20 protein-coding genes, 1 tRNA gene, 1 pseudogene and 1 riboswitch are annotated in these 24,240 nt (G+C 44.2%); of the genes and pseudogenes, 17 read left to right on the forward strand and 5 right to left on the reverse strand.

What is annotated here, in order from left to right; translation table 11 throughout:
- Positions 1 to 18: 18 nt before the first annotated feature.
- The 3 genes from OCV72_RS04965 to OCV72_RS04975 form a co-directional block, all read right to left on the reverse strand.
- Complete coding sequence (locus OCV72_RS04965) at positions 19 to 534, reverse strand: hypothetical protein (protein ID WP_021434973.1); 516 nt, start codon at positions 532 to 534, stop codon at positions 19 to 21.
- A 36-nt stretch (positions 535 to 570) separates the two neighbouring features.
- Positions 571 to 1,371, reverse strand: coding sequence for a helix-turn-helix domain-containing protein (locus OCV72_RS04970; RefSeq protein ID WP_055282314.1), 801 nt, complete (start codon positions 1,369 to 1,371; stop codon positions 571 to 573).
- Between the two features lie 66 nt (positions 1,372 to 1,437).
- Positions 1,438 to 2,007: a pyridoxamine 5'-phosphate oxidase family protein gene (locus OCV72_RS04975; protein WP_242859214.1), complete on the reverse strand. Its 570-nt coding sequence runs from the start codon at positions 2,005 to 2,007 to the stop codon at positions 1,438 to 1,440.
- Between the two features lie 284 nt (positions 2,008 to 2,291).
- On the opposite strand from OCV72_RS04975, the gene OCV72_RS04980 reads away from it, so the two are divergent.
- The 7 genes from OCV72_RS04980 to OCV72_RS05010 all read left to right on the forward strand — a co-directional run bounded on the left by OCV72_RS04980 (position 2,292) and on the right by OCV72_RS05010 (position 8,466).
- A complete protein-coding gene (locus OCV72_RS04980) occupies positions 2,292 to 2,705 on the forward strand; it encodes a cysteine-rich VLP domain-containing protein (RefSeq protein ID WP_055282316.1) in 414 nt (137 codons plus the stop codon).
- A gap of 111 nt (positions 2,706 to 2,816) precedes the next feature.
- Positions 2,817 to 3,212 (forward strand): replication initiator protein A, encoded by a 396-nt coding sequence (locus OCV72_RS04985; protein WP_055282318.1) that lies wholly within the window; start codon positions 2,817 to 2,819, stop codon positions 3,210 to 3,212.
- Positions 3,213 to 3,394: 182 nt separating this feature from the next.
- Positions 3,395 to 4,339, forward strand: a complete 945-nt coding sequence (mobV, locus tag OCV72_RS04990; protein ID WP_055282320.1) for a MobV family relaxase — start codon at positions 3,395 to 3,397, stop codon at positions 4,337 to 4,339.
- A gap of 72 nt (positions 4,340 to 4,411) precedes the next feature.
- Positions 4,412 to 4,606: a hypothetical protein gene (locus OCV72_RS04995; protein WP_015536347.1), complete on the forward strand. Its 195-nt coding sequence runs from the start codon at positions 4,412 to 4,414 to the stop codon at positions 4,604 to 4,606.
- Positions 4,607 to 4,751: 145 nt separating this feature from the next.
- Entirely contained in the window at positions 4,752 to 6,329 is a 1,578-nt protein-coding gene (locus OCV72_RS05000; RefSeq protein WP_081021010.1) for a recombinase family protein, read from the forward strand.
- Positions 6,330 to 6,444: 115 nt separating this feature from the next.
- Entirely contained in the window at positions 6,445 to 6,969 is a 525-nt protein-coding gene (locus OCV72_RS05005) for a hypothetical protein (RefSeq protein ID WP_055282324.1), read from the forward strand.
- A 93-nt stretch (positions 6,970 to 7,062) separates the two neighbouring features.
- Complete coding sequence (locus tag OCV72_RS05010) at positions 7,063 to 8,466, forward strand: uracil-xanthine permease family protein (protein ID WP_055282325.1); 1,404 nt, start codon at positions 7,063 to 7,065, stop codon at positions 8,464 to 8,466.
- 216 nt (positions 8,467 to 8,682) lie between these two features.
- Here OCV72_RS05010 and OCV72_RS05015 read toward each other — a convergent pair whose 3' ends face one another.
- The gene (locus OCV72_RS05015) at positions 8,683 to 9,525 is read right to left on the reverse strand and encodes a LysR family transcriptional regulator (protein WP_055282328.1); all 843 of its coding nucleotides are present in this window, start codon (positions 9,523 to 9,525) and stop codon (positions 8,683 to 8,685) included.
- A gap of 165 nt (positions 9,526 to 9,690) precedes the next feature.
- Here OCV72_RS05015 and OCV72_RS05020 point away from each other — a divergent pair, with 165 nt between their 5' ends.
- From OCV72_RS05020 to OCV72_RS05045, 6 genes and pseudogenes are all read left to right on the forward strand, one after another.
- Complete coding sequence (locus OCV72_RS05020; protein WP_055282331.1) at positions 9,691 to 11,463, forward strand: ABC transporter ATP-binding protein; 1,773 nt, start codon at positions 9,691 to 9,693, stop codon at positions 11,461 to 11,463.
- Complete coding sequence (locus tag OCV72_RS05025) at positions 11,463 to 13,169, forward strand: ABC transporter ATP-binding protein (protein ID WP_055282333.1); 1,707 nt, start codon at positions 11,463 to 11,465, stop codon at positions 13,167 to 13,169. The genes OCV72_RS05020 and OCV72_RS05025 overlap by 1 nt, the downstream gene beginning before the upstream one ends.
- A 122-nt stretch (positions 13,170 to 13,291) precedes the next feature.
- Positions 13,292 to 14,650: a GH1 family beta-glucosidase gene (locus OCV72_RS05030; protein WP_055282336.1), complete on the forward strand. Its 1,359-nt coding sequence runs from the start codon at positions 13,292 to 13,294 to the stop codon at positions 14,648 to 14,650.
- A 19-nt stretch (positions 14,651 to 14,669) separates the two neighbouring features.
- On the forward strand, positions 14,670 to 15,719 hold the full coding sequence (locus tag OCV72_RS05035) for a LacI family DNA-binding transcriptional regulator (RefSeq protein WP_055282338.1): 1,050 nt from the start codon (positions 14,670 to 14,672) through the stop codon (positions 15,717 to 15,719).
- Between the two features lie 203 nt (positions 15,720 to 15,922).
- Positions 15,923 to 17,483 (forward strand): annotated as a pseudogene (locus OCV72_RS05040) (glucose PTS transporter subunit IIA).
- A 26-nt stretch (positions 17,484 to 17,509) separates the two neighbouring features.
- Positions 17,510 to 18,940, forward strand: a complete 1,431-nt coding sequence (locus tag OCV72_RS05045; RefSeq protein WP_055282340.1) for a glycoside hydrolase family 32 protein — start codon at positions 17,510 to 17,512, stop codon at positions 18,938 to 18,940.
- 105 nt (positions 18,941 to 19,045) lie between these two features.
- Here OCV72_RS05045 and OCV72_RS05050 read toward each other — a convergent pair whose 3' ends face one another.
- A complete protein-coding gene (locus OCV72_RS05050; protein WP_055282466.1) occupies positions 19,046 to 19,897 on the reverse strand; it encodes a pyridoxamine kinase in 852 nt (283 codons plus the stop codon).
- A gap of 213 nt (positions 19,898 to 20,110) precedes the next feature.
- On the opposite strand from OCV72_RS05050, the gene OCV72_RS05055 reads away from it, so the two are divergent.
- From OCV72_RS05055 to OCV72_RS05070, 4 genes are all read left to right on the forward strand, one after another.
- A tRNA-Arg gene (locus OCV72_RS05055) sits at positions 20,111 to 20,184 on the forward strand.
- Positions 20,185 to 20,389: 205 nt separating this feature from the next.
- A riboswitch (cobalamin riboswitch) is annotated at positions 20,390 to 20,562 on the forward strand.
- A 208-nt stretch (positions 20,563 to 20,770) separates the two neighbouring features.
- Positions 20,771 to 21,976, forward strand: coding sequence for a sirohydrochlorin cobaltochelatase (locus OCV72_RS05060; RefSeq protein WP_055282342.1), 1,206 nt, complete (start codon positions 20,771 to 20,773; stop codon positions 21,974 to 21,976).
- A 22-nt stretch (positions 21,977 to 21,998) separates the two neighbouring features.
- A complete protein-coding gene (locus OCV72_RS05065) occupies positions 21,999 to 22,571 on the forward strand; it encodes a VOC family protein (protein ID WP_028086118.1) in 573 nt (190 codons plus the stop codon).
- Between the two features lie 195 nt (positions 22,572 to 22,766).
- A complete protein-coding gene (locus OCV72_RS05070) occupies positions 22,767 to 24,014 on the forward strand; it encodes a 6-phosphofructokinase (RefSeq protein ID WP_055282344.1) in 1,248 nt (415 codons plus the stop codon).
- Positions 24,015 to 24,240 lie beyond the last annotated feature (226 nt).

Below are 24,240 nucleotides of genomic sequence, written 5' to 3' on the forward strand. Positions count from 1 at the left end.
TTCTCGATGAAAAACAATTTATTCGTATTTATTTCCATCATTGTCATAGTAAGCCACATGAATGGAATACTCTTTTTCTGGGTTTTTAATTGAGATAATATCCATATCATCTGTGTTGTATCTCAATGTATCTTGCACTTGTCCATTTATTGTATAAGTGATTTCAGCATACTCTGTTTTAGCACCATTAAACCAAATTAAATCATACCATTCTCCGTTTATTGCAACGCCACCGACAATAATCTCATCACTATTTCGGTTTGTTGATGTACTAAATTTGTAGTCTCCATTTCCTGTTGGTTCAAAGATAGCAAGTGTAGATTTATTATCTGTACTGTATGCTCCACTCACGATATAACCGCCAAGTTCCAGTTCTTTTGCGATAGTCCATTCATTCCCTTTTGAAATTGCGGTGTTCAATATGCTTTCTCTGCTGGTAATGGTATCTCTTTTGGGAGTTAAACTAAAGAAATATAAAAAAGCGGCAGCAACGCAAATAACAGTCGCTGAAATTATCAGTAACCACTTTTTCATAACCAATACCTCCATATAATCTGATTTATTATTCTCTTACTTGCGTCCCCGCTGCGGCTTTGGATTTTTCAGCAAATCCGATTTCTGTGCAATCTTTTTCAACCACTTCTTTTCTTCCTCTGACAGTTTCCCATAGTTCAGCTTGAGCCGCTTACAGATAAATGCCATAGCCGCCTGCTCCGGGTCGCTGTCCTCTCTGGTGGTTTCCTCTGCGGTCTGCAAAAAATCTTCCAGAGGATTGTCCTCCGGGACGCTGAAAAAATCGTCCTTGTGGGCTTCCCGCAGGTCAAGGGCTATCTTGTTTATATCCTGCTGTAACACATAGCGGCAAAAGCTGTCATCGTCAATGTGGGCGGCGATCAGCTGCCTTAACTGCGGGTCGGTCAGACCGGGATTGTGCTGCTTCATAATGGTTGCGCTCACAGCGTCCACAATGGCGTTTGCCCCCTGCACCTGTTTGCCAGCGATACCGTTTACATAGATTTCAAGGTCAGCCATCAACCGAGGGAAATCCGGGTGTGCCGCCAGTTCACACAAGAGGGAATTATCCACCAGCCCACTTTTCAATAATTCAATCATTTCATCACTCAAACGCAGGTCGGCAAGATCGGCGTTTGGGTGATTTTTTGTGTGAGAGCGGCACAGAAGATAATCAACGGACACTTCATAAAACTTCGCCAGCTGGATAAGGGCATAGTGGCTGATGTCCTTGAAATTGTCCCCCTCATAACTTCCCAGCGCAGACTTAGAAAGGTGGGTCTGTTCCGCAAGCTGTTCCAGCGTCAAGCCACGCTCTACACGCAGGTCTTTTAACCGTTCTGGTATGGATAATTCCATGCTTCCCTCTCCCTCCTTGTCTGCCCGATAAATGGGAAGTTGTCGCTCTAAATACAATTCTTATTGTTATTTTTCGTGTACTTTTTTTCCGGAAATATGTTCTATTTCTATTTCTATCAACTGTACGCCTTTAATTCCCTTTCTGATTTCTTCTTCAACCTCCTCCGCTGACGGATAATATTTAAGTGCAAATTTTCTCACTTTTTCTTCCGTAGTCTTACAGTCTTCAACTAGCCTTGCTCTGCCAAATACCACACAGCTTGAAACATGATAAGCCCAATCTCCATCATCTACATATCCATCATTCCATGTCGTGAAGCAAACTTTGTCGTTATTTATAATGGAATCAATCTTATGTCCTTTTTTTGCGCTATGAAAATAAATTTTATTTTCATTTTCATCATAGTAAAAATTTATTGGGATTGTATAAGGATATCCGCCATCTCCGTTTACGGAGAAAGCCGCTCTCTTATTATTTCTCAACAAATCTTTTGCTTCTTCAATCGCTATTTCGTTCTTAATCTTTCTTACTTTTCTAAACATAACAACTCCTCCTGCAAATACCGATTTACCGTTCTGTTTCTTCCATTCTACCACAATTCCGAGAGCGTGGAAATAGCCTGTTTTTGAAGCCAATTTCCCACCTTTCGGATATACGGGACGGGCGGTCATTTAGGTGTAGACTTAGATTAGTTCATCGATGGACAGCACCTTGAAAACCAAATGACCGTCCGAAAAGGAATACCCTGGCTGGGGAAGCACCGCAAGGAGCCAACTTCTGGACACTTTGTCCAGAGGTCACTTCGGGACAAGTTGTCCCGAAGTTATGGGGAGCGTGCCAATGCCGGAACACGCCGCAGGAATGGGGCAGGAAGCCTTTTCGGGGAGAACGGCAACGGAAAGCAAACTGGAGGGAACGCATGAGAGATAACCCCTATAAAGACTTGCCGCCGCTGGAACGCAAGCCGGACGGTTCCCTTTACCGCATGACACCAGCGCAGCGGAAACGGGCAAGCCCCCTGATACGCCGGGCGTGCTGTAACTGCGAAGGCGGCAACTGCATTGTCCTTGACGATGGGGACACCTGCACCTGCCCGCAGACGGTTTCTTTCTCGGTCTGCTGTAAGTGGTTCCGCTGGGCGGTCTTGCCGCTGGACGGAACGCTGGAAGCGGAGATTTTCCGGGATAAGGACTTGAAACGCTGTGTGGTCTGTGGCGGTATGTTCGTCCCCAAATCCAACCGGGCAAAATACTGCCCCGGCTGCGCCGCCAGAGTTCACAGGCGGCAGAAAACAGAAAGTGAACGGAAAAGGAGGTCTGCTGTGGACAGTTAGGAGCGGAAAAAGCCTTGATTTATCAGGCTTCGCAAGCCCCAAACCGGGGCAGGTGGTATAAAGTATCGCCTACCCCGGAAAACAGGCTTCTAACCGTCCACAAAACGCACTATGACAAATACAATCTATATCCATCAGCCGGAAAAGGCGTTCAGCTTCACCCGGCTCCCGAATTTCCTCTTTGAAGCCCCCACATTCAAGCCCCTGTCCAACGAGGCAAAGGTTCTGTACGCCTTTATCCTGCGCCGGACAGAGTTATCCCGCAAGAATGGGTGGGCGGATGACTGCGGACGGATTTTCCTGTATTACCCCATCTGCGAGGTGGTTGACCTGCTTCACTGTGGGCGGCAGAAAGCGGTGAACACCCTGCGGGAACTGCAATATGCCGGACTGGTGGAGATCCAGAAGCAGGGCTGTGGAAAGCCCAACCGCATTTACCCAAAATCCTATGAAGCGGTTTCAAACACCGACTTCAAGAAATCCGGTTATGGTACGCCGGAGGGCTGAAAACCGTACCCATGAAGTACGGAAATCACCCGTGAGAAGTACGGAAACCGGACGGTATATAGAAATACAAAGATTAAAAGATTGATTTAGATTCTATCCATTCCAATCCTATCCGAGCTATTTCCGGCGGGATTTTCCCTGTGGAAAACCCCGGATGGGAAAGGAATGGGGAAAGGAGTTTCATGGCACAACACGCAATTTTGCGTTTCGAGAAACACAAGGGCAACCCGGCAAGGCCGCTGGAAGCCCATCACGAACGGCAAAAGGAGAAGTATGCCAGCAATCCCGACATTGACACCAGCCGGAGTAAATACAACTTCCATATCGTCAAACCGGAGGGCAGATACTACCATTTCATTCAAAACCGTATTGAACAGGCGGGTTGCCGCACCCGCAAGGACAGCACCCGGTTTGTGGACACGCTGATAACCGCCAGCCCGGAGTTTTTCAAGGGGAAATCCCCAAAGGAGATACAGGCGTTTTTCCAGCGGGCGGCGGACTTTCTCATCGGGCGGGTAGGGCGTGAAAATATCGTGTCGGCGGTGGTACACATGGACGAGAAAACGCCCCACCTGCATTTGACCTTTGTTCCGCTGACAAAGGACAACCGCCTGTGCGCTAAAGAGATTATCGGCAACCGGGCAAACCTGACGAAGTGGCAGGACGATTTTCACGCCTATATGGTGGTGAAATATCCCGACTTGGAGCGTGGGGAGAGTGCCAGCAAGACAGGCCGGAAGCATATCCCCACCCGGCTTTTCAAACAGGCGGTTTCCCTCTCCAAACAGGCCAGAGCCATTGAAGCCGCCCTTGACGGCATTAACCCGCTGAACGCCGGAAAGAAAAAAGAGGAAGCCCTCTCCATGCTAAAAAAGTGGTTCCCGCAGATGGAGAACTTCTCCGGGCAGTTGAAAAAGTACAAGGTCACAATCAATGACCTGTTGGCGGAGAATGAGAAGTTGGAAGCAAGGGCAAAGGCCAGCGAAAAAGGAAAGATGAAAGATACGATGGAACGGGCAAAGCTGAAAAGCGAACTGGACAATTTACAGCGGCTGGTTGACCGTATCCCGCCGGATATACTGGCGGAACTGAAACGTCAGCAGCGGCACACGGTAAAGGAAAGGTGATAGATATAAGCAGAAATTTTCGCCGCCTTTGTGCGGCATTGTACCTTGAAAACTGAATATGGAGGACACTGGATGGCAAAAAGCGAAAGCGATATTTTTACGCCCCGGACAGGGCAGGTCATACAAACAGAGAACGGCACGCAGTATTTTGTATGTGGGAACAACCGTATAAAAATCTCCGAACACTTCGCCGCAGGCGGGAAGCCCCTCGGTGATCTGATTGTAGATGTGGTGCGGCATACCGCAGAAAAAGCCGCTTCAACCTGATAGCCCATCATTGATAACACGCCCACGCTTATGATATAATTGCCATAGAGCAAAAGTATTGTAAGCGTGGGTTGTTTCTTTAGAAGGAGGATTTTTAACGGTGAAACAACCTTACAATACTACGATTTACAACACGGCGCTTTATATGAGATTGAGCCGGGACGATGAAAACTATGGTGACAGCGTAAGCATTGAAACACAGCGGACAATCCTGCAACAGTACGCAAAGGAACAGGGGCTTCATGTAGTCGGTGAGTATGTGGACGATGGCTGGTCGGGGACGAACTTTGAACGCCCGGATTTTCAGCGCATGATGGACGATGTGGAAGCTGGAAAAGTAAACTGCATTGTCACGAAAGACCTTTCCCGTTTCGGGCGGGAACATGTGATGATGGACTACTATCTGGAATTTCTGTTCCCGGAAAAACGGGTGCGCTACATCGCCGTTGCGGAGAATGAGGACACAGAGAAAGGGCTTTCCGATTTTGTCCCGTTCAAAAACCTGTTCAATGAATGGTTTGCGAAAGATACAAGCCGCAAGGTAAAGGCCGCTTTCAAAGCAAAGTTTGCCACAGGACAGCGTATCGGCGCCTATGCTCCCATCGGGTACAGGAAACACCCGGAAATCAAAAACAAGCTGATAATCGACGAGGAAACCCGCTGGATAGTGGAGAAGATTTTTGACCTTGCCATTCATGGCAGAGGGGCGGCCAGTATCACAAGAATATTGATTGCGGAAAAGGTTCCTACGCCGGGATTTATCAACTTCCAGCGTGACGGGACTTTCGCAAACATCTATGCGGGTGCGCCAGAGGAAAAAAGCTACGCATGGACGATAGCGCAGGTCAAGAGCATTATGAAAGATGAAACCTATATCGGCCATACCATCCACTACCGGGAAACAAACATTTCCTTTAAGAACAAGCGAAGGATACGCAAACCCCAAAGTGAATGGGTACGGGTGGAGAATACGCAGGAGCCGATTATCAGCGAACAGGTTTTCCGGCAGGTACAGGAGCAGATAGCAAACCGCCGCAGAAAGTGCAAGGATGGTACGACGCAGATTTTTTCCGGGCTGGTAAAATGTGCGGATTGCGGCTGGTCGCTGTCCTATGGGGAGAACAGGCAGAACAGCAAGCCTTACGGCCATTATCATTGTAGCAAGTACGGACAGGGCACACGCCAATGCTCCATGCATTATATCCGCTATGATGTGCTTTACGCCTATGTCCTCTCCCGTCTGCAATACTGGTCGGGGCTGGTACAGCATGATGAAGAACGGCTTTTGAAGCGGCTGTTAAATGCCAATGACAAGGGACAGGCCGCCGCAGGAAAGAAGCAAGCCGCAGAGTTGAACAAAGCGGAGAAGCGGAAAGCCGAAGTCGATACCCTGTTTGCCCGGATGTATGAGGACTGGGCGGCGGGGCGTATCACGGAATACAACTTCTCTATGCTGTCCGGGAAGTACCAGAGCGAACAGGCTGAACTGGACACAAAGATTGAACAGCTTCAATCCGCTATCGCCACTGAAAGCCAGAACGCCGCAGACGCAGAAAAATGGATTGCCTTGATGAAAGAGTGCGTCAATCCAACAGAACTGACCGCCGAACTTTTGAATACGCTGATTGAAAAAATCGTTGTCCATGAAGCGGTCAAAGGTGAGGACGGAAGCCGGGAACAGGAGGTAGAAATCTTCTACCGCTTTATCGGCAAAATCGAATGACACATCTTGAGATACCCAACAATATCTTTAACTAAGGGAAACTGGACTGGGCTTCCCTGATATTAATACACTGGAACCTCTGTCAGATGCACTCGAGATAGGAGTGGTGGAACTTATGAGATCGGAAATCAACACAGAAAAAAGAGAAGATAAAATAAATCAAGAATGTGTGACCGAGATTATGAAATCAACAGCAGAGATAGCGGAATATCATAAAATGAAGAAGATGAAATGGTTGATCGGCGGAATTTGCTTTGTAGTAGCAGTGCTGGGAGTGATGGTTACACAGTCAACAAAAGTGTTTTCTTCGATTGTATTTTATGCTTGCATCATAGGATGTACTACATGTGTGGTTCTTTTACGGCAGCATTGGAAAATTCGTGAAAAAAGAGAATTTTATTTTTCGCTTATCTGCTGTCTGGGAGCAGCCAGTCTGATATGGATGTTCCAGGTGTTTTCGATAAAAGCAATAAACAGTATCATGGATGTGGGGAGCATTCTTATTTGTATTGTGATTGATTTTACATTTTTAAAAGATTTTATTGAAAGTGTAATTAAGAAAGAATATCTGCAAATGGCAGTGTGTGGAATATTTCTTCTTTCAACGACAGTAGAATATTTTCGGATTGTATTAAAGTAATAAATGCATTTATTAATTCTCGTGTTGATTTCTTATGAAATATAAGTTAAACTTATAATAAATGAAATTTTATAGAGAGAATGAGGAAATATCATGGAAAGCAACAAAGAAGAACAGATAACGACGGTCAGTGAAGAGAATATCTATAAGCTGAACGGCAGGGTTCCACTTAGAAAAGCCATCCCGTTTGGATTACAGCATGTACTGGCGATGTTCGTGTCGAATCTGGCACCAGTGCTGATCGTGTGCAGTGCGGCGGTACTTAGAAGCAACGGAGCACATTTAAGTTCTGCGGAGATCACACAGTTATTGCAGTGTGCGATGTTCGTAGCCGGAATCGGGACCTGTTTGCAGTTATATCCGGTTGGTATCATTGGTTCCGGGTTACCGATTATTATGGGAGTCAGCTTTACGTTCCTTGGAAGTCTGCTGGTCATTGCGACGAATCCGGATCTTGGATATGAAGGTATGGTAGGCGCGGTTATTCTGGGTGGTATTTTTGAAGGTTTTGTCGGACTAAGTGCCAAGTATTGGAGAAAATATCTGACCCCGGTTGTATCGGCATGTGTAGTTATCGCGATTGGATTATCACTTCTGCCGGTAGGTATGGATTCCTGGGGCGGCGGAAGCGGAGTGAAAGACTTCGGTTCCTGGTATCATCTGGTAGTAGGTGCATTTACATTGATCGTATGTCTGGTATCCAGAGAAGTGTTGAAAGGTGTCTATAAGAATCTGAATGTGCTGGTCGGACTGGTATTTGGTTATGTACTTGCAATTATATTTACTGTAGCGGGAATCGCACCGATGGTTGACTTTTCAGGTATCCATAAGACGATTCAGGAGGTTGGTGTGTTCAGTATCCCGAAGCTTGTGTTCCTGACCAGTCATAAGCCGGTATTCAACCTGGGAGCATTTTTTACGATCGCAATCGTATTCCTGGTATCGGCAGCAGAGACGACAGGTGCAACGACGGCAGTCTGTACGGGAGCACTTGGACGTGATCTTAAGATGAAAGAACTGCGCGGTTCACTGGCAGTTGATGGATTTTCCAGTGCAATCTCCGGATGCTTCGGATGTCTGCCGCTGACATCATTCAGTCAGAATATCGGACTTGTGACGATGACACAGGTAATCAACCGTTTTACGATTTTGATGGGAGCATTGATCTTAATTCTTGCATCGTTATTCCCGCCGCTTGGAGCATTCTTCAATTCACTTCCACAGGCGGTGCTTGGCGGATGTACGGTTATGATGTTTGGATCAATCATGTATGAAGGAATCAAGATGCTGAAAGAATGTAAATTCGATGACAGAACGATGATCATCGTATCACTGTCATTCAGTATCGGAGTTGGTCTGACACAGACATCAGGGAACTTCTTCGCAGCCTTTCCAAGTGCAGTAGGAGATGTGTTTAATGGAAATGCAGTGGCAGGCGTGTTCGTGGTATCGCTGCTTTTGAGTCTGTTTTTGCCGAAGAAAGCGAAGGTGGAGTAAGAAAAATAAAATAGAATAGAGATTATATAGAAAGATTATTTGGAGAAAGGGAAGTATCCGGATGCATCTGGTATCGGTGTGACGAAATTCTATTTCTGCTATTAGTATTTGCTTTGGAAAACAGGAATCAACCGGTTGCAGCATCTGCCATATTAGGAGTGATGGCGGCATATATTGTGGTTGGAATATGGTGGGTGAGCCGTAAGCTCTAATGTGCTAATGCTCACCACACACATCCAGAAATTCCTGCACCAGCGGCACTGGTTTCTTTCCTTTCGCCCAGATCAGAAGAATCTTGGTTACAAGATCCGGCTCATCCAATTCTTGTATACAAAGGCCATCACACAAGCTTGCCATGGACTGTGGAAAGATGGCAGTTGCAAGATTTTCCTTTGCCCAGAGCATTGCACCTCTCGGATCGTCGCAGACACAGAAGATGTCCGGATTCATATTCTGGGCATGAAAGGTATTCATGATGAGTTCTTCGTATCTTCGGTATAAGATTAATGGTCTATGTAGAAGATCAGCGAGTTTTAAGGAAGAGGCAGTATTTTCTGGCGCAGATACCGCGATCATCGGCTCAGAACACAATTCCATATAAGACACCTCGTCAAGACGCAGTGGTGTTCTGGCAACGGAGATATCGATGATCCCGTCCAGAAGATACTGATAAAGCGAATAAGTAATCCCGTCGTGGACTTCAAAGTTCACATCGGGATTTTTTTTCGAAAATTGGGAAATATAAGGCATGATGGTATCTACCGTTGTCGGAGTCAGGCCGATACGTAAGATACGTTTTTTACCGGTTTTTGAGACTTCCAGTTCGGTAGATCGGGCGTATTCCAGCAGGTTACCGGAGCGGTCGTAGAGAAGCTTGCCGGCTTCAGTCAGGGTAACACCCTTGCTGGTGCGGTCGAAAAGTTTTACATTTAATTCATTTTCCAGCTGGCGGATCTGATAGCTGAGCGGCGGCTGGGACATATTTAAGTGTCTTGCAGCTTCGTTGATGCTGCCGGTGGATGCAATCTCGCGGAAATATTCTAACTGTCTGAGTTCCATGTTGGATTACCTGCCTTATATATTTTTTGTATTGCAAAGCTATAAAAACAATATTATTCATATCAATGATAACGGACTATAATAAAACAGTCAAGGAACATTATGATAAGTAGATAACAGATGATTTATTAGTTATCGGATAGAAAAAGGAATGGAGTGAAAGAAATGAAGCGTCTTGAGAAATTTCTGAGACCATACCGCAGGGAAAGTATCCTGGCACCGCTTTTTAAATTGCTGGAAGTGGTATTCGATCTTATGGTTCCGGTTGTGGTAGCTCAGATTATTGATGTGGGCGTTGCGAAGAATGATCGTGGATATATTGTGGAAATGTTCTTCGTATTACTGCTTATGGCAGCAGTCGGACTGTTGTGCAGCTTTACCGCACAGTTCTTTGCCGCAAAGGCGAGTGTTGGATTTGCGACCAGTGTCAGACAGGCCATGTTCGACCATATCCAGGGATTGTCATTTACAGAATTGGACACGCTTGGAACAGACACGCTGATCACAAGACTGACGGACGATGTGAATCAGGTACAGAACGGAATTAACATGGGACTGCGTCTGTTGCTGAGAAGTCCGTTTGTCGTGATCGGTGCGATGGTGATGGCATTTACCATCAATGTGCGCTGCGCACTGATCTTTGTCGTGACAGTGCCAATCCTGTTTGTAGTTGTATTTTCCATTATGCTGATCAGTATTCCGCTGTTCAAGAAAGTACAGGCAGGACTGGACCGTGTGACAGGACTTACAAGAGAGAATTTGACAGGTGTCCGTGTCATCCGTGCGTTCTGCAGGGAAGAACAGTCGGTGGAGGAATTCGAAGAAGGAAACCGTGAACTTACGAGACTGAATGAATTCGTAGGAAGAATTTCTGCTCTTCTGAATCCGCTCACGTATGTACTGATCAACGTGGCAACTGTGTTACTGATCGCGCGTGCCGGAGTGCAGGTGAATATCGGGAATCTGCAACAGGGGCAGGTGGTAGCACTGTATAACTATATGGCACAGATCATCGTAGAGCTGATCAAGTTGGCATCTCTGATCATTACGTTGAATAAATCAATGGCGTGTGCAGACCGTGTGGCCGGTATTCTGGATGTGAAGTCCAGCATGGAATACAAAGCAGTGGCTGGAAATGATAAAGCTGCTGATAATATGGCAGTTGAGTTCAATCACGTCACCTTCACCTACGAAGGTGCCGGAGCATCCAGCTTATCGGACATCTCCTTCCGGGCGAAGAAAGGACAGACGATTGGAATCATCGGAGGAACCGGAAGTGGTAAGAGTACGCTGGTCAGCCTGATCCCGAGATTCTATGATCCACAGGAAGGTACGGTAAAGGTAAATGGCGCCAATGCAAAGGATTATCCGCAGGGAGAACTTTGCCGTGAGATCGGAGTGGTTCAGCAGCGTTCCATCCTGTTCAAAGGAAGTATCCGTGATAATCTAAAGTGGGGCAATGATCAGGCTTCAGATGAAGATCTGTGGAAAGCGATCACAATCGCTCAGGCAAAAGATGTTGTAGAATCTAAGCCTGGAAAGCTTGATTTTGAAGTGGAACAGAACGGACGCAACTTGTCCGGAGGACAGAAACAGCGTCTTACGATCGCCCGTGCACTGGTCAGCAAGCCGGATATACTGATACTGGATGACAGTTTAAGTGCACTGGATTTTGCGACAGACGCAGCGCTTCGTAAAGCAATCGGTGAACTGGAAGGCAATGTGACAACATTCCTGGTATCCCAGAGAATTTCCGGCATCCGGCAGGCGGACAAGATCCTGGTTATGGACGACGGTGAACTGGCAGGTCAGGGGACACATGAAGAACTGATGAAAACCTGCGAGACTTATCAGGAAATCTATTATTCACAGTTCCCGGAAGAACATCCGGTTGTAATGAAGACTTCGGAGAAGACAGAGAAAGGAGCGGCAGAGTAATGAAGAAATTATTAAAGCTCATAGGGAAATATAAGATTTTCCTTGGATTCAGTGTCATCTTTGCTGCGATCTCTGTAGTATTGCAGTTGTATGTGCCGGTCTTATTCGGAGATGCGATCGATGAAGTCGTGGCAGCACATCAGGTGAACTTTGATATGATGTGGTATTATCTAAGACAGATTCTGGTATTCATCGTGATATCGGCACTTGCTACCTGGTTCATGAATCTGTTGAACAACCGTATGACTTACCGGATCGTACAGGATATCCGTTCACAGGCGATCCGCCACATCCAGGTATTGCCGTTATCTTATCTGGATCAGCACAGCACCGGAGATATCGTAAGCCGTGTCATTGCAGATACAGATATCTTATCGGATGGTCTGTTACTTGGATTTACACAGTTATTTTCCGGGATCGTGACGATCGTTGTGACGCTAATTTTCATGTTCTCCAAGAATGTGTGGGTAACGCTTTTAGTGATCGTTCTGACACCATTTAGTTTCGTAGTAGCGAAATTCATTTCTTCCAGATCTTATACGATGTTCCGGAAGCAGAGCGAGACCCGAGGACGCCAGACTGCACTGATCGAAGAAATGATCGGCGGACAGAAGGTAGTCAAAGCATTCGGTTACGAGAAAGAATCATCCAGAAGATTTGATGAGATCAATAAAGAACTGCAAAATTATAGTCAGAAAGCGGTATTCTACAGCAGTTTAACGAATCCATCTACACGATTTGTCAACAATATCATTTACGCCGGAGTAGCACTACTCGGAGCTTTTCTGATACCGGGCGGAACGCTGACGGTTGGAGGACTTTCTGTACTGTTATCCTATGCGAACCAGTATATGAAGCCGTTCAATGATATCAGTTCGGTAATTACAGAGATGCAGAATGCGCTGGCGTGTGCGGACCGTATCTTTGACCTGTTGGAGCAGAAAGAAGAGACACCGGATGCAGAAGGAGTATTTGCTACAGTCGATGGCAATGTTACAATTGATGATGTGGCATTCAGTTATGATAAAGAAAAAGAACTGATTAAGAATTTCAATCTGGATGTAAAACCAGGTATGTGTATCGCAATCGTTGGTCCGACCGGATGCGGTAAGACGACATTTATTAACCTGCTGATGCGTTTCTATGACGTAGATGAAGGAAAGATCCTGGTGGATGGAAAAGACATCCGGGAAGTATCCAGACATGCGCTCAGAAGCAGCTTTGGCATGGTACTGCAGGATACCTGGATCAAGAGCGGAACCGTGAGAGACAACATCTGTTTTGGAAAGCCGGATGCAACTGATGAAGAGATCATCTGTGCGGCGAAAGAAGCAAGAAGCTGGGAATTCATTCGCAGACTTCCGAAAGGTCTGGACACGGTGCTCCATGAAGACAGCATCAGCCAGGGACAGAAACAGCTTCTGTGTATCACAAGAGTCATGCTCTGTCTGCCGCCGATGCTGATCTTAGACGAGGCGACATCAAGTATTGATACCCGTACCGAACTGCAGGTACAGGAAGCATTTGATAAACTGATGAAGGGCAGAACAAGCTTTATCGTAGCACACAGACTTTCCACGATACGGAATGCTTCGTTAATCTTAGTTATGAAAGACGGTAAGATCATCGAGCAGGGCAATCATGAAGAACTGCTGAAAAAAGGTGGATTTTACCATAAACTGTATCACAGCCAGTTTGAAAGTTAATATATCAATGTAACATAAGTGAGGCCGGAGGTTTTTGAAATCTCCGGCCTCACTTATAATGCACAGTATGAATTTTTGCGGTATAATACAATTACAGTATAATGAAAACAGGGAGAATAAGCATGGATTTTAGAAAAGATTTTGTATGGGGAGCAGCAACAAGTGCATATCAGATAGAAGGTGCCGTGAAAGAAGACGGAAAAGGCGAGCATATATGGGATGTATATACAAAGGAACCGGGGAAGATATTCGAAGGACATACGGGAGAAGTAGCATGTGATCATTATCACAGATATAAAGAAGACGTTCGGATTATGAAAGAGATTGGACTGAAAGGATATCGTTTTTCGATAGACTGGTCCAGGGTTATGCCGGAAGGAGCTGGCAGGGTGAACGAAGCCGGCATTGCATTCTACAATGATCTGATCGATGAATTATTAAAAAATGATATTGAACCATATATTACCATGTATCACTGGGAACTTCCATATGAATTGTATAAACGCGGTGGATGGATGAATCCAAAGATCGTGGAGTGGTTCGGAGAATATGCAAAGCTTCTGGCGGAACGATTCAGTGACAGAGTCACACATTTCTTTACGTTGAATGAACCACAGTGCTTTGTCGGACTCGGTTTTGTAAATGGCGAACATGCGCCGGGGATAAAAGCACCGATCCGGGATACTTTTGAGATGGCACATAACGTTATGAAAGCACATGGAAGAGCTGTGCAGATGTTAAGAACACATGGGAAGCAGCCACTTGTGATCGGATATGCACCGACAGCTTCTGTATGCTATCCGGCAACGGAAAAAGCAGAAGATATCGAAGCGGCAAAGAAGAGTTTCTTTGCTCTGCCGGATGAGTTCTCAAACTGGCACTGGAATGTGACCTGGTGGTCAGATCCGGTTCTTCTTGGAAAATATCCGGAAGAAGGTCTAGCAAAGTATGAGCCATATCTTCCTAAGATCACAGAAGAAGATATGCGCCTGATCTCACAGCCGATCGATATATATGGACAGAATATATATAATGGATATTGTGTGCGGATGGGAGAAGACGGAAGGTCGGAAACAGTAAGCCGCTATGAAGGATTCCCAAAAACAGCGATTGACTGGCCGGTAACACCAGAGTGTCTGTACTGGGGACCGAAATTCCTTTATGAACGTTATCAGAAGCCAATCTATATTACAGAGAATGGTCTGTCATGCCATGATGTGATCTCACTGGATGGAAAAGTACATGATCCGAACAGAATTGATTTTCTGGCAAGATACCTGCATGAATTAAAAAAGGCAGCAGGAGAGATTGATCTGAGAGGGTACTTCCAGTGGTCGCTGATGGATAACTTTGAATGGGCAAAAGGTTATTCTGAGAGATTCGGACTGGTATATGTAGACTATCCGACACAGAAGAGGATCTTGAAAGATTCCGCTTACTGGTATCAGAAAATAATTAAAGAGAATGGAAGTACATTATAACAGGGGGAGTAAATGTCAGATGACGATCAAAGAAATTGCCAAACTGGCGGGGGTATCCAGTGCAGCAGTATCAAGATATCTGAATGGTGGATATGTAAGTGACGAGAAGAAAGAACAGATTAAAAAAGTGATCGAAGAGACGGGATATCAGCCGTCGGCGCAGGCGCGTATGCTCAGGACAAAGAAAGCGTGTCTGATCGGTGTGGTTGTACCGAAGATTAACTCTGAATCAATCAGCCGGATCACAGCTGGAATTGAAAAAGTTCTTTCAGAGCGTAATTACCAGATGCTGCTTGCAGGAACGGATAATACACCGGTGAAGGAAATAGAATATATGCGTCTGTTTGAGAATTATCCGGTAGACGGGATTATTCTTGTGGGTACGATGATCACAGCAGAGCACAGAAGATTTCTGAAAGAATCCAAGGTTCCTGTTGTCGTGATCGGACAACATACAAAGTATGCAAATTGCATTTATCATGATGATTACGGTGCAGGAGAGGCCATGGGACGTGCGGTTGCGGCGAAGAGCAGAAAAGAGATCGCGTATATCGGAGTTTCAAGAGAAGACAAGGCAGCCGGAGCAGCCAGAGAAGATGGATTCCGGGAAGGTCTGAAAAGGTCGGGACGGGAATTAAAAGACGGATATTATAAGGTGGCGGAGTTCACTACAGAGTCCGGATACGAGAAAGTTCTGGAATTGTTGAATGAAAAGAATGACATCGATATCATATCGTGCGCTACAGATACGATTGCGGCCGGAGCAATTGAAGCGATTCATACTTATGTAGGAAGTCAGATACCGAAGAATGTGGAAGATACGGGTTCCAGATTCCGTTATATATTGGAAAATACAGCAATCCAGGTTACGGGATTTGGTGATAATCAGCTTTTAAAGGCAGTAACCGGTGGAATTCCAACTGTACATTTCGGTTTTAAAACCAGTGGTATCAGGGGTGCAGAACTCTTGTTGGATGTGATAGAACGGGGCGAAAATATTCCGATGGAGATCAAACTTGGATTTCGGCTTGCTGAAATTGATGATCCGGAAGAAAATATAGAAGAATAAGAGCTGCCGGAGTAGAAAATCAGTGTATAATACGTGTAAATAAATTCGAAATCGGTCAAAAACAACTAAATTCGTGCAATGCGCACAAAAATGAATATGAAATATCAGTAAAAATGCCATCTTTACAAATGGCATTTTTTTTCTTATTATAAAATTACAAAATATGAAAACGATTACACATAAAACAAGGAAGGAGAGTTATTATGGATTACAGAAAGACCGCACAGGATATCCTGGATCATGTCGGTGGAAGTAAGAACATTGCATCTGCAGCACATTGTGCAACGAGACTGCGTCTTGTCATTGCAGACAATAAGAAACATTGCATATACATTTCTGCAGATCCTGATTGCATTCTCAGCAGCGAAAGCGTTTGGTGCTAACCAGTATCTTGGCGCAGTTATCGGTATGATCATGATCCATCCGTCACTGCAGAACGCTTATACGGTAGCAACCGAAGGTGTACAGCAGACACAGAGCGTATTCTTCGGACTGTTCAAGATTGACATGGTCGGATATCAGGGACATGTCATTCCGGTTATCATCGCTGTATGGATCCTGGCAGTGATCGAGAAGAAGTTACATAAGATTGTTCCGGAAGTGCTCGACTTATTCGTGACTCCTCTGGTCAGCGTATTCGTAACAGGTTACCTTACATTATCAATCGTAGGGCCAATCTTTGTATGGGCTGAAAATGCAATCCTCGGAGCAATCCAGTGGATGTTAACACTTCCTCTTGGAATCGGAAGTCTGATCATGGGAAGTCTGTACGCACCAACCGTAGTAACCGGTATCCACCAGATGTATACAGCAATTGATATCGGACAGATTGCAAAATACGGTGTTACATACTGGCTTCCGCTTGCAAGTGCAGCAAACGTAGCACAGGGAGCAGCAGCATTAGCAGTAGGTATCAAATCCAAAGATAAGAAGATCAAATCTCTGGCACTTCCGTCATCACTCAGTGCATTTATGGGAATTACAGAGCCGGCGATCTTCGGTGTAAACTTAAGATTCTTCAAGCCGTTCATCGCCGGATGTATCGGTGGAGGATGTGGAGCTTTGTATGCATCCCTGGTACATCTCGGAGCTAAGGGAACCGGTGTGACAGGTATCTTCGGTATCCTGCTCTGCCTGAATCAGCCGCTTCAGTATCTGATCGAGATGGTGATCGCAGTTGGTGTTGCATTCGCAATCTCATTTGTAATCTATAAGGATGCAGAACCAAAGGCAGTAACGGCAGATGTGACAGAGACAACTGGAACAACAGAGACAGTAGAAAATATCGAAATAGCAGACAACAATAAAGCAGAAGAGACATTGACAAGTCCGGTAAATGGAACACAAATTTCATTATCTGAGGTTGCGGATGAGACATTTGCATCCGAAATGCTGGGAACAACCGTTGCGGTAGAGCCTGCAGATGGCAAGATTGTAGCTCCATGTGACGGAGAAGTTTCCAATATCTTCGAAACAGGTCATGCTGTATGTATCACAACAGAGTCCGGAGGTGAGCTCCTGATCCATATCGGTATCGATACCGTGAAGATGGATGGAAAAGGATTTACGAAGAAAGTTTCTGATGGCGACAAAGTACATGCAAGGGATATTCTGGTAGAAGCAAATCTTGAGGAAATCAAGAATGCAGGATATCAGACGACAACCATGATGATTCTGACAAATACAGATGAATTTGGAAATGTAACAAAGGCAGAACCTGCTGAAGTTAAAACAACAAGTAAAGTTATGACACTTACAAAGTAATGCTTATAGATGGAGAAGATTGATTTATGAACGCATTAACAAGAGATCTTGCGAAATTAGTAGAGACAGCAGAACAAAGCCAGAAAACCAGAGAAGAGTTATCCGTATCAGATAGAAAATTTCGTGAAAAACTACACTTGATGCCGCCGGTCGGCTGGCTGAATGATCCAAATGGACTCTGCCAGTTCCAGGGGATCTATCACGCATTTTTTCAGTATTCGCCATTTGATGCGGAAGGCGGCGTGAAGATGTGGGGACATTACACCAGCACGAACATGATTGACTGGGAATATCAGGGTACCGCACTTTATCCGGATCAGCCGTTTGACTGTCACGGGGTATATTCCGGATCCGCATTTATCGAAGATGGGAAAATGTATCTGTACTATACAGGAAATGTCAAATTAGAAGACGGGGAATATGATTACATCCGAACCGGACGTGAGGGCAATACGATTCTGGTTATGACAGAAGATGGAAAGACATTTGGAAAGAAAAAAGAACTGATGCGCAATTCCGATTATCCGGACAATCTGACCTGTCATGTGAGAGACCCCAAGGTATGGAAAGAAAATGATATCTATTATATGGTACAGGGAGCAAGAACCAATGAAGATGTCGGACAGGTGCTTGTATTTGAATCAGAAGACAAGATAAACTGGAAATTCAGAAACCGGGTAGAATCGGAAAATCCATTCGGTTATATGTGGGAGTGTCCGGATTACTTTGAGATTGGTACGAAGAAGCTTCTTTCTACATCGATCCAGGGGCTGGAAGGCGGTATCTGGGATGACTGCAATGTATATCAGTCCGGATATTTTGAGATAGAAGGAGATATTCTTGGAGAATATAAGTTGTCAGAATATCACTTATGGGATTATGGATTTGATTATTATGCACCGCAGAGCTTTGAGACAGAAGACGGACGAAGAATTCACATCAGCTGGATGGGAATGCCGGACTGTGAAGAGTATACAAATTCGACGATTCAGACGGGATGGCAGCACTGCTTTACATTTCCGAGAGAAATCTTCGAGAAAAATGGGAAGATCTGTCAGCGCCCGATTCGCGAACTGGATGAGAAGAAACATCTGGTAAGTGATGTAAAAGGTATGCTGTCCAGTGACGGTTATCCGGTGTATGAACTGGAGATTTCGAATATTGCAGAAAACCATTTTAAAGTCATCCTGTCGAATGAACTGATCCTGGATTATGCAGACGGAAGATTCCGGATGCATTTTATAAGTCAGGACAAGACTTCTATATCTGCAGGACGAAGCATGCGTTATGTGGAAGTGGATGAAGTGAAGGATCTGAGGATTCTGGCTGATAGATCATCGGTAGAAGTATTTGTGAATGATGGAGAGTATGTATTTTCGACAAGATATTATCCGGAAAATCATAAATTACTGGCAGAAGCTGTGGAAGCACAGATTAGATTGTCAGAAATTATGTAACGAAATATGAATTTAAGATACGAATCATTATAGAAAGAAAATCACCATATATCAAAAGGAAAAATTTCAGTAGAGAAATTTTATCGGGATATATGGTGATTTTTCTTAATGTAAGAGATATAAATATTTTTCAAAGTTAACTCCTTCGTTTACAGGGACCTGTTCTTTTACGGAATCAGCTAATGCTTTTTCGAGAAAAGATCCGGCAGTCTGCATCATTTCTGTAAGGGAAGTTCCGCGGGCAAGTCCACCTGTGATACAGGAGGCAAAGAGATCGCCGGTACCGGAATAGCTTCCATCGCAGCAGGGAAATGCCGACAGAAAATGCGAAGAGCCGTCTAACAGGAGATTCCCAATCTTAGGGATTCCATCATCTGTAGTAAAGCGAATTCCTGTGATAAGGATCTTTTTCGCACGTTCTGCTGTTAATGTATGGCTTGCATCTTTGAGGCATGAAATGAGCTGATGCAGGGACAAAGAGGAGTTCTGCAGGGTATTGTAATCCATATCTGTCAGCAGACAGAACTCTGTAATATTTGGAGTGATAACATCTGCACGTGCGGTTAGTTCCTTCATGGCAGACAGGAATTCGGAAGTATACATATCATAGGTCATGCCGTCATCACCCATTACAGGATCAACCAGAAGAAAAGTATCTGGTGTCTGGAACGTATCCAGAAAATGAAAAATCTCTTCAATCTGAGGTACACTGGCAATGTAACCGGTGTAGATCCCAGAAAAGCAAGTGCCGAGTTTCTTCCATTCCTGACGGAAATAATCCATCTTATCGGTAAAATCATAGCAGTAGTAGCTTGGATATTCTGTTTGAGAACTTAAGATGGCTGTCGGGAGTGGACATGTCTGGATGCCCATCGCAGATAATACAGAGATGGCGGCAGTCAGGGAGCATCGTCCAAGACCGGACAGATCATTGATTACAGCAACTTTTTTTGTCATTGTCATAAAGAAATCCTCGTTTCCTAATATATTTACAAACATGTATTGATTATATCATAGTTGGGTTTTTTTGCCTTAACAAAAGAAGAAAGAAATCTTCCGGGTAAAAAATAATAAAAAAGTTTGAAAAAGTTGTTGACAGATGGAATACATTGCGCTATACTTAATTTCGTTGCTGAGGTACAAAAACTTCGGAAACAATAAAATGAATATGTGCGCGTAGCTCAGCTGGATAGAGCGTCTGGCTACGGACCAGAAGGTCGGGAGTTCGAATCTTCTCGCGCACGTAGGAGAAACCCTTGTTTGATATAAAGTCAGACGAGGGTTTTTTGCTGTTACATGTCCGGCGAGTCATATTTTTTATACACGGTTTCGTACACGGTAGACCGGGCAGTATTGACACAGATTGGGCAATTGTGGTAAGGTTACAAGGTAAATTAAATCATGATTGTGTGAGGTGTCAGTCAGGATATCAAGGATAATTTATGGGAATTATTTTATAGAAAGAATGATCTGACTGGTGAAAAGGGAAACAGGTGAGAATCCTGTACGAACTCGTCACCGTATTTTGCGAGCGGAAGCTGCATACCCACTGGGATGACCGGGAAGGGAGCTGAAGCGCCAGAGCAATAAGCCGGGAGACCTGCCTTTCGCAGTACAGGAACGTAAAAGTTCAGGCCACGAGGAATTGGCAGTACGAAATAAGTCACAGAACTGTATGTGATATGTAGATATTATGTAATACAGTTTTATTTTCGTTGTCTTCGTTTCCTGGCGGAGGCTTTTTTGATATTATGTGTCCGGAAGGAACCGCCGGTGGCAGAGATCTTGTATCTCATGTATTGACAATCAAAAAACAGGAGGTAGAAAGAAATGAAAAAGAAACTGGTAGTAGTATTATTATCAGCAGCTATGTGTGTAGCGGCATTTGGCGGATGTGGAGCAAAATCAGACAGCTCAGACAGCAGCAGTAACAAGAAGACAGAGACTTCTTCAAAAAAGGAAGATCAGAAAGCAGCGGATGCAGTTGCAAAAAAGATTGATGCGATCTACGTTCAGGAAAGAACAGACAAGACGGATGAACAGTGTAAAGCAGCAAAAGAAGCGTGGGATAAATTGACAGATGCGCAGAAAGAACTGGTAGAAGGAGACAATGCAGATCCGGATTACTTCGGAAGAGATACAGGAGATGCTTCCCAGGATGACCCGTTAAATGGAGATGATATCGGAGAAAAGGAACTTCTGGTAGTAAGTTTCGGTACTTCCTTTAATGCGAGCCGTGCAGCCGATATCGGTGGAGTAGAGAAAGCACTCCAGGCAGCAAATCCGGACTGGTCTGTAAGAAGAGCATTTACAGCTCAGATCATCATTAACCATGTGCAGGCAAGAGATGGCGAGAAGATTGATAATGTGGATCAGGCTTTAGAGCGTGCCGTAAAAAACGGTGTCAAGCAACTGATTATACAGCCAACACACTTAATGCATGGTGCAGAATATAAAGAGTTAACAGAAGCAGTGGAGAGTTACAAAGATAAATTTGAATCTGTCAAGATCGCAGAACCGCTTCTCGGAGAAGTCGGATCGGATGCGACAGTGATCAATGCAGATAAAGCAGCAGTAGCAGAAGCAATTACAGCAGAAGCTGTTAAGACAGCAGAATATGACAGCCTTGATGCAGTTGCAGCAGACAGTACAGCATTTGTATTCATGGGACACGGAACATCAGATGAAGCAAAGATCAGCTATTCCCAGATGCAGACACAGATGGAAAAGCTGGGATATAAGAATGTATTTATCGGAACAGTAGAAGGAGAACCGGAGGAAACTTCGTGTGAATCTGTTATCGAAAAAGTAAAAGATGCCGGATATAAGAATGTCATTCTTCGTCCACTGATGGTTGTGGCAGGTGATCATGCGAACAATGACATGGCCGGAGATGATGATGATTCATGGCTGAGCCAGTTCGAGGCATCTAAGAACTTTGACAGTGTGAAAACACAAATTGCAGGTCTTGGAGAAATCGATGCAATCCAGCAGTTATATGCAGCTCATACAAAAGCAGCCATGGATGCACAGTAAAAAATATTAAAGGGAGAGAACAATGTTAAGAAAAAGACTGATGACGCTTGCATTAGCGGTAGTGATGACCGTGTCTGTATTTACAGGATGCGGCAGTAAAGATGACAGTAAGACATCTAGGTCAGAGAGCAAAAAGACAGAACAGCAGAAGTCTGATGCGAAAAAAGAGAAAGCAGCAGAAAAGGAAGAGACAAAAGCTCCGATTGAAGATGGAACCTATACAGCAGAGTTTAAAACGGACAGTTCCATGTTTCATGTAAATGATGCATATGATGATAAGGGGACATTGACGGTAAAAGACGGAAAGATGACGATTCATATCAGTCTTGTATCAAAAAATATTGTAAATCTGTTTCCTGGTACAATAAAAGATGCCAAGAAAAAGGGAGCAAAACTTTTGCAGCCGACGACAGATACTATAACAGATGAAAATGGTAATGTCGTAACAGATATAGAGGGTAAGCCGAAAGAAGTATACGGTTTTGATGTTCCGGTGCCGGCACTGGACAAAGAATTTGATCTGGCACTGATCGGAACAAAAGGAAAGTGGTATAATCATAAAGTAAGTGTTTCCAATCCTGTAAAAGCTGAATAAATATCAATTGATCATAAAATCTCTTGTCTTTCATATTATTATACAAAGTGTATATGTGAAGGATAAGAGATTTTTTTATTTATTTGCAATGGTGAAAATGCATAAAAAATATAATATTTACTAGACTTTTATGTTAAAATATACTAATATTAAATCAACAGCAAAATGTAATAAAAACAGGAAGGAAACAAGCGAATGAAAGGAAATGTAATAGTAGGACAATCTGGGGGACCAACTGCAGCGATCAACGCGAGTCTTGCCGGTGTATACCGGACAGCAAAAGACCGTGGAGCGAATAAAGTGTACGGAATGCTTCATGGAATTCAGGGATTATTAAAGGAAAAATATATTGATCTGTCAGATCACATCAAGACAGAGCTGGATGCAGAGTTATTAAAGAGAACACCGGCTGCATTCTTAGGTTCCTGCCGGTATAAACTTCCGGAGATACATGAGAACCGGGAAGTTTATGATAAGATTTTTGAAATTCTGGATAAACTGGATATTGAAGCATTTATTTATATCGGTGGAAATGATTCTATGGACACGATTAAAAAGTTATCGGATTATGCAATTGTGTTTGGACATTCCATCCGGTTTATAGGATGTCCGAAGACAATTGATAATGATCTTGCGTTGACAGATCATACACCGGGATACGGAAGTGCGGCAAAATATATCGGAACATCGATGAAAGAGATTATCCGTGACAGCTTCTGCCTGGAATATGAAAAGGGCGTAGTATCTATTGTAGAGATTATGGGAAGAAATGCAGGATGGCTGACAGGTTCCACAGCACTGTCACAGGGAGAGGATTGTGAAGGTCCGGATCTTATTTATCTGCCGGAGCTGCCGTTTGATCTTCAGTTATTCGGGGAAAAGATCAGGCAGTTATTACAGGAAAAGACATCCATCGTAGTTGCGGTATCAGAAGGGATCCGTACAGCAGATGGTACATATGTATGTGAACTTGGCAACAGTATTGATTTTGTGGATGCATTCGGACACAAACAGTTATCAGGAACGGCATCTTATCTGGCGAGTTATATTGCAGGTGAGATCGGATGTAAGACACGTGCGATTGAATTAAGTACATTGCAGAGAGCTGCATCGCATGCGGCTTCAAGAGTAGATATTTTGGAGGCATATCAGGTTGGAGGAGCTGCAGTAAAAGCAGCAGACGAAGGAGATACCGGAAAGATGGTTGTCTTAAAACGTCTGTCCGATGATCCGTATCAGTGCGGAACGGAAGTGAAAGATGTACATAAGATTGCCAATGATGAGAAGCTGGTTCCAAGAAGCTGGGTAAACAAAGAAGGCACTTATGTAACAAATGAGTTTATTTCATATGTACGTCCGTTGATCCAGGGAGATGTATCACCGGTTATGGTAGATGGAATTCCAAGACATCTGTATACACCGAAAGAACTCAGCCACAGATAATCCTTTTAAAATCAGAGAGAAGATAAAAGAACGTCTTGTCATGAGGATATCTCATGTCAGGACGTTTTTTTATCGGGACGTCTAATTTTCTGCGATAAAAAAGTGCATGAAAAGTAAAAAAAGTCTTGAAATTTTGAAAATAATCAGGTAGTATATGCTTAATCTATATTTTCAAGATAGATTCGGTTAATCAATCTATAAAGATTCTATAACCTGTGTGAGGGTT

Source organism: Dorea amylophila (genome assembly GCF_025567265.1).
Taxonomy (GTDB): domain Bacteria; phylum Bacillota; class Clostridia; order Lachnospirales; family Lachnospiraceae; genus Dorea_A; species Dorea_A amylophila.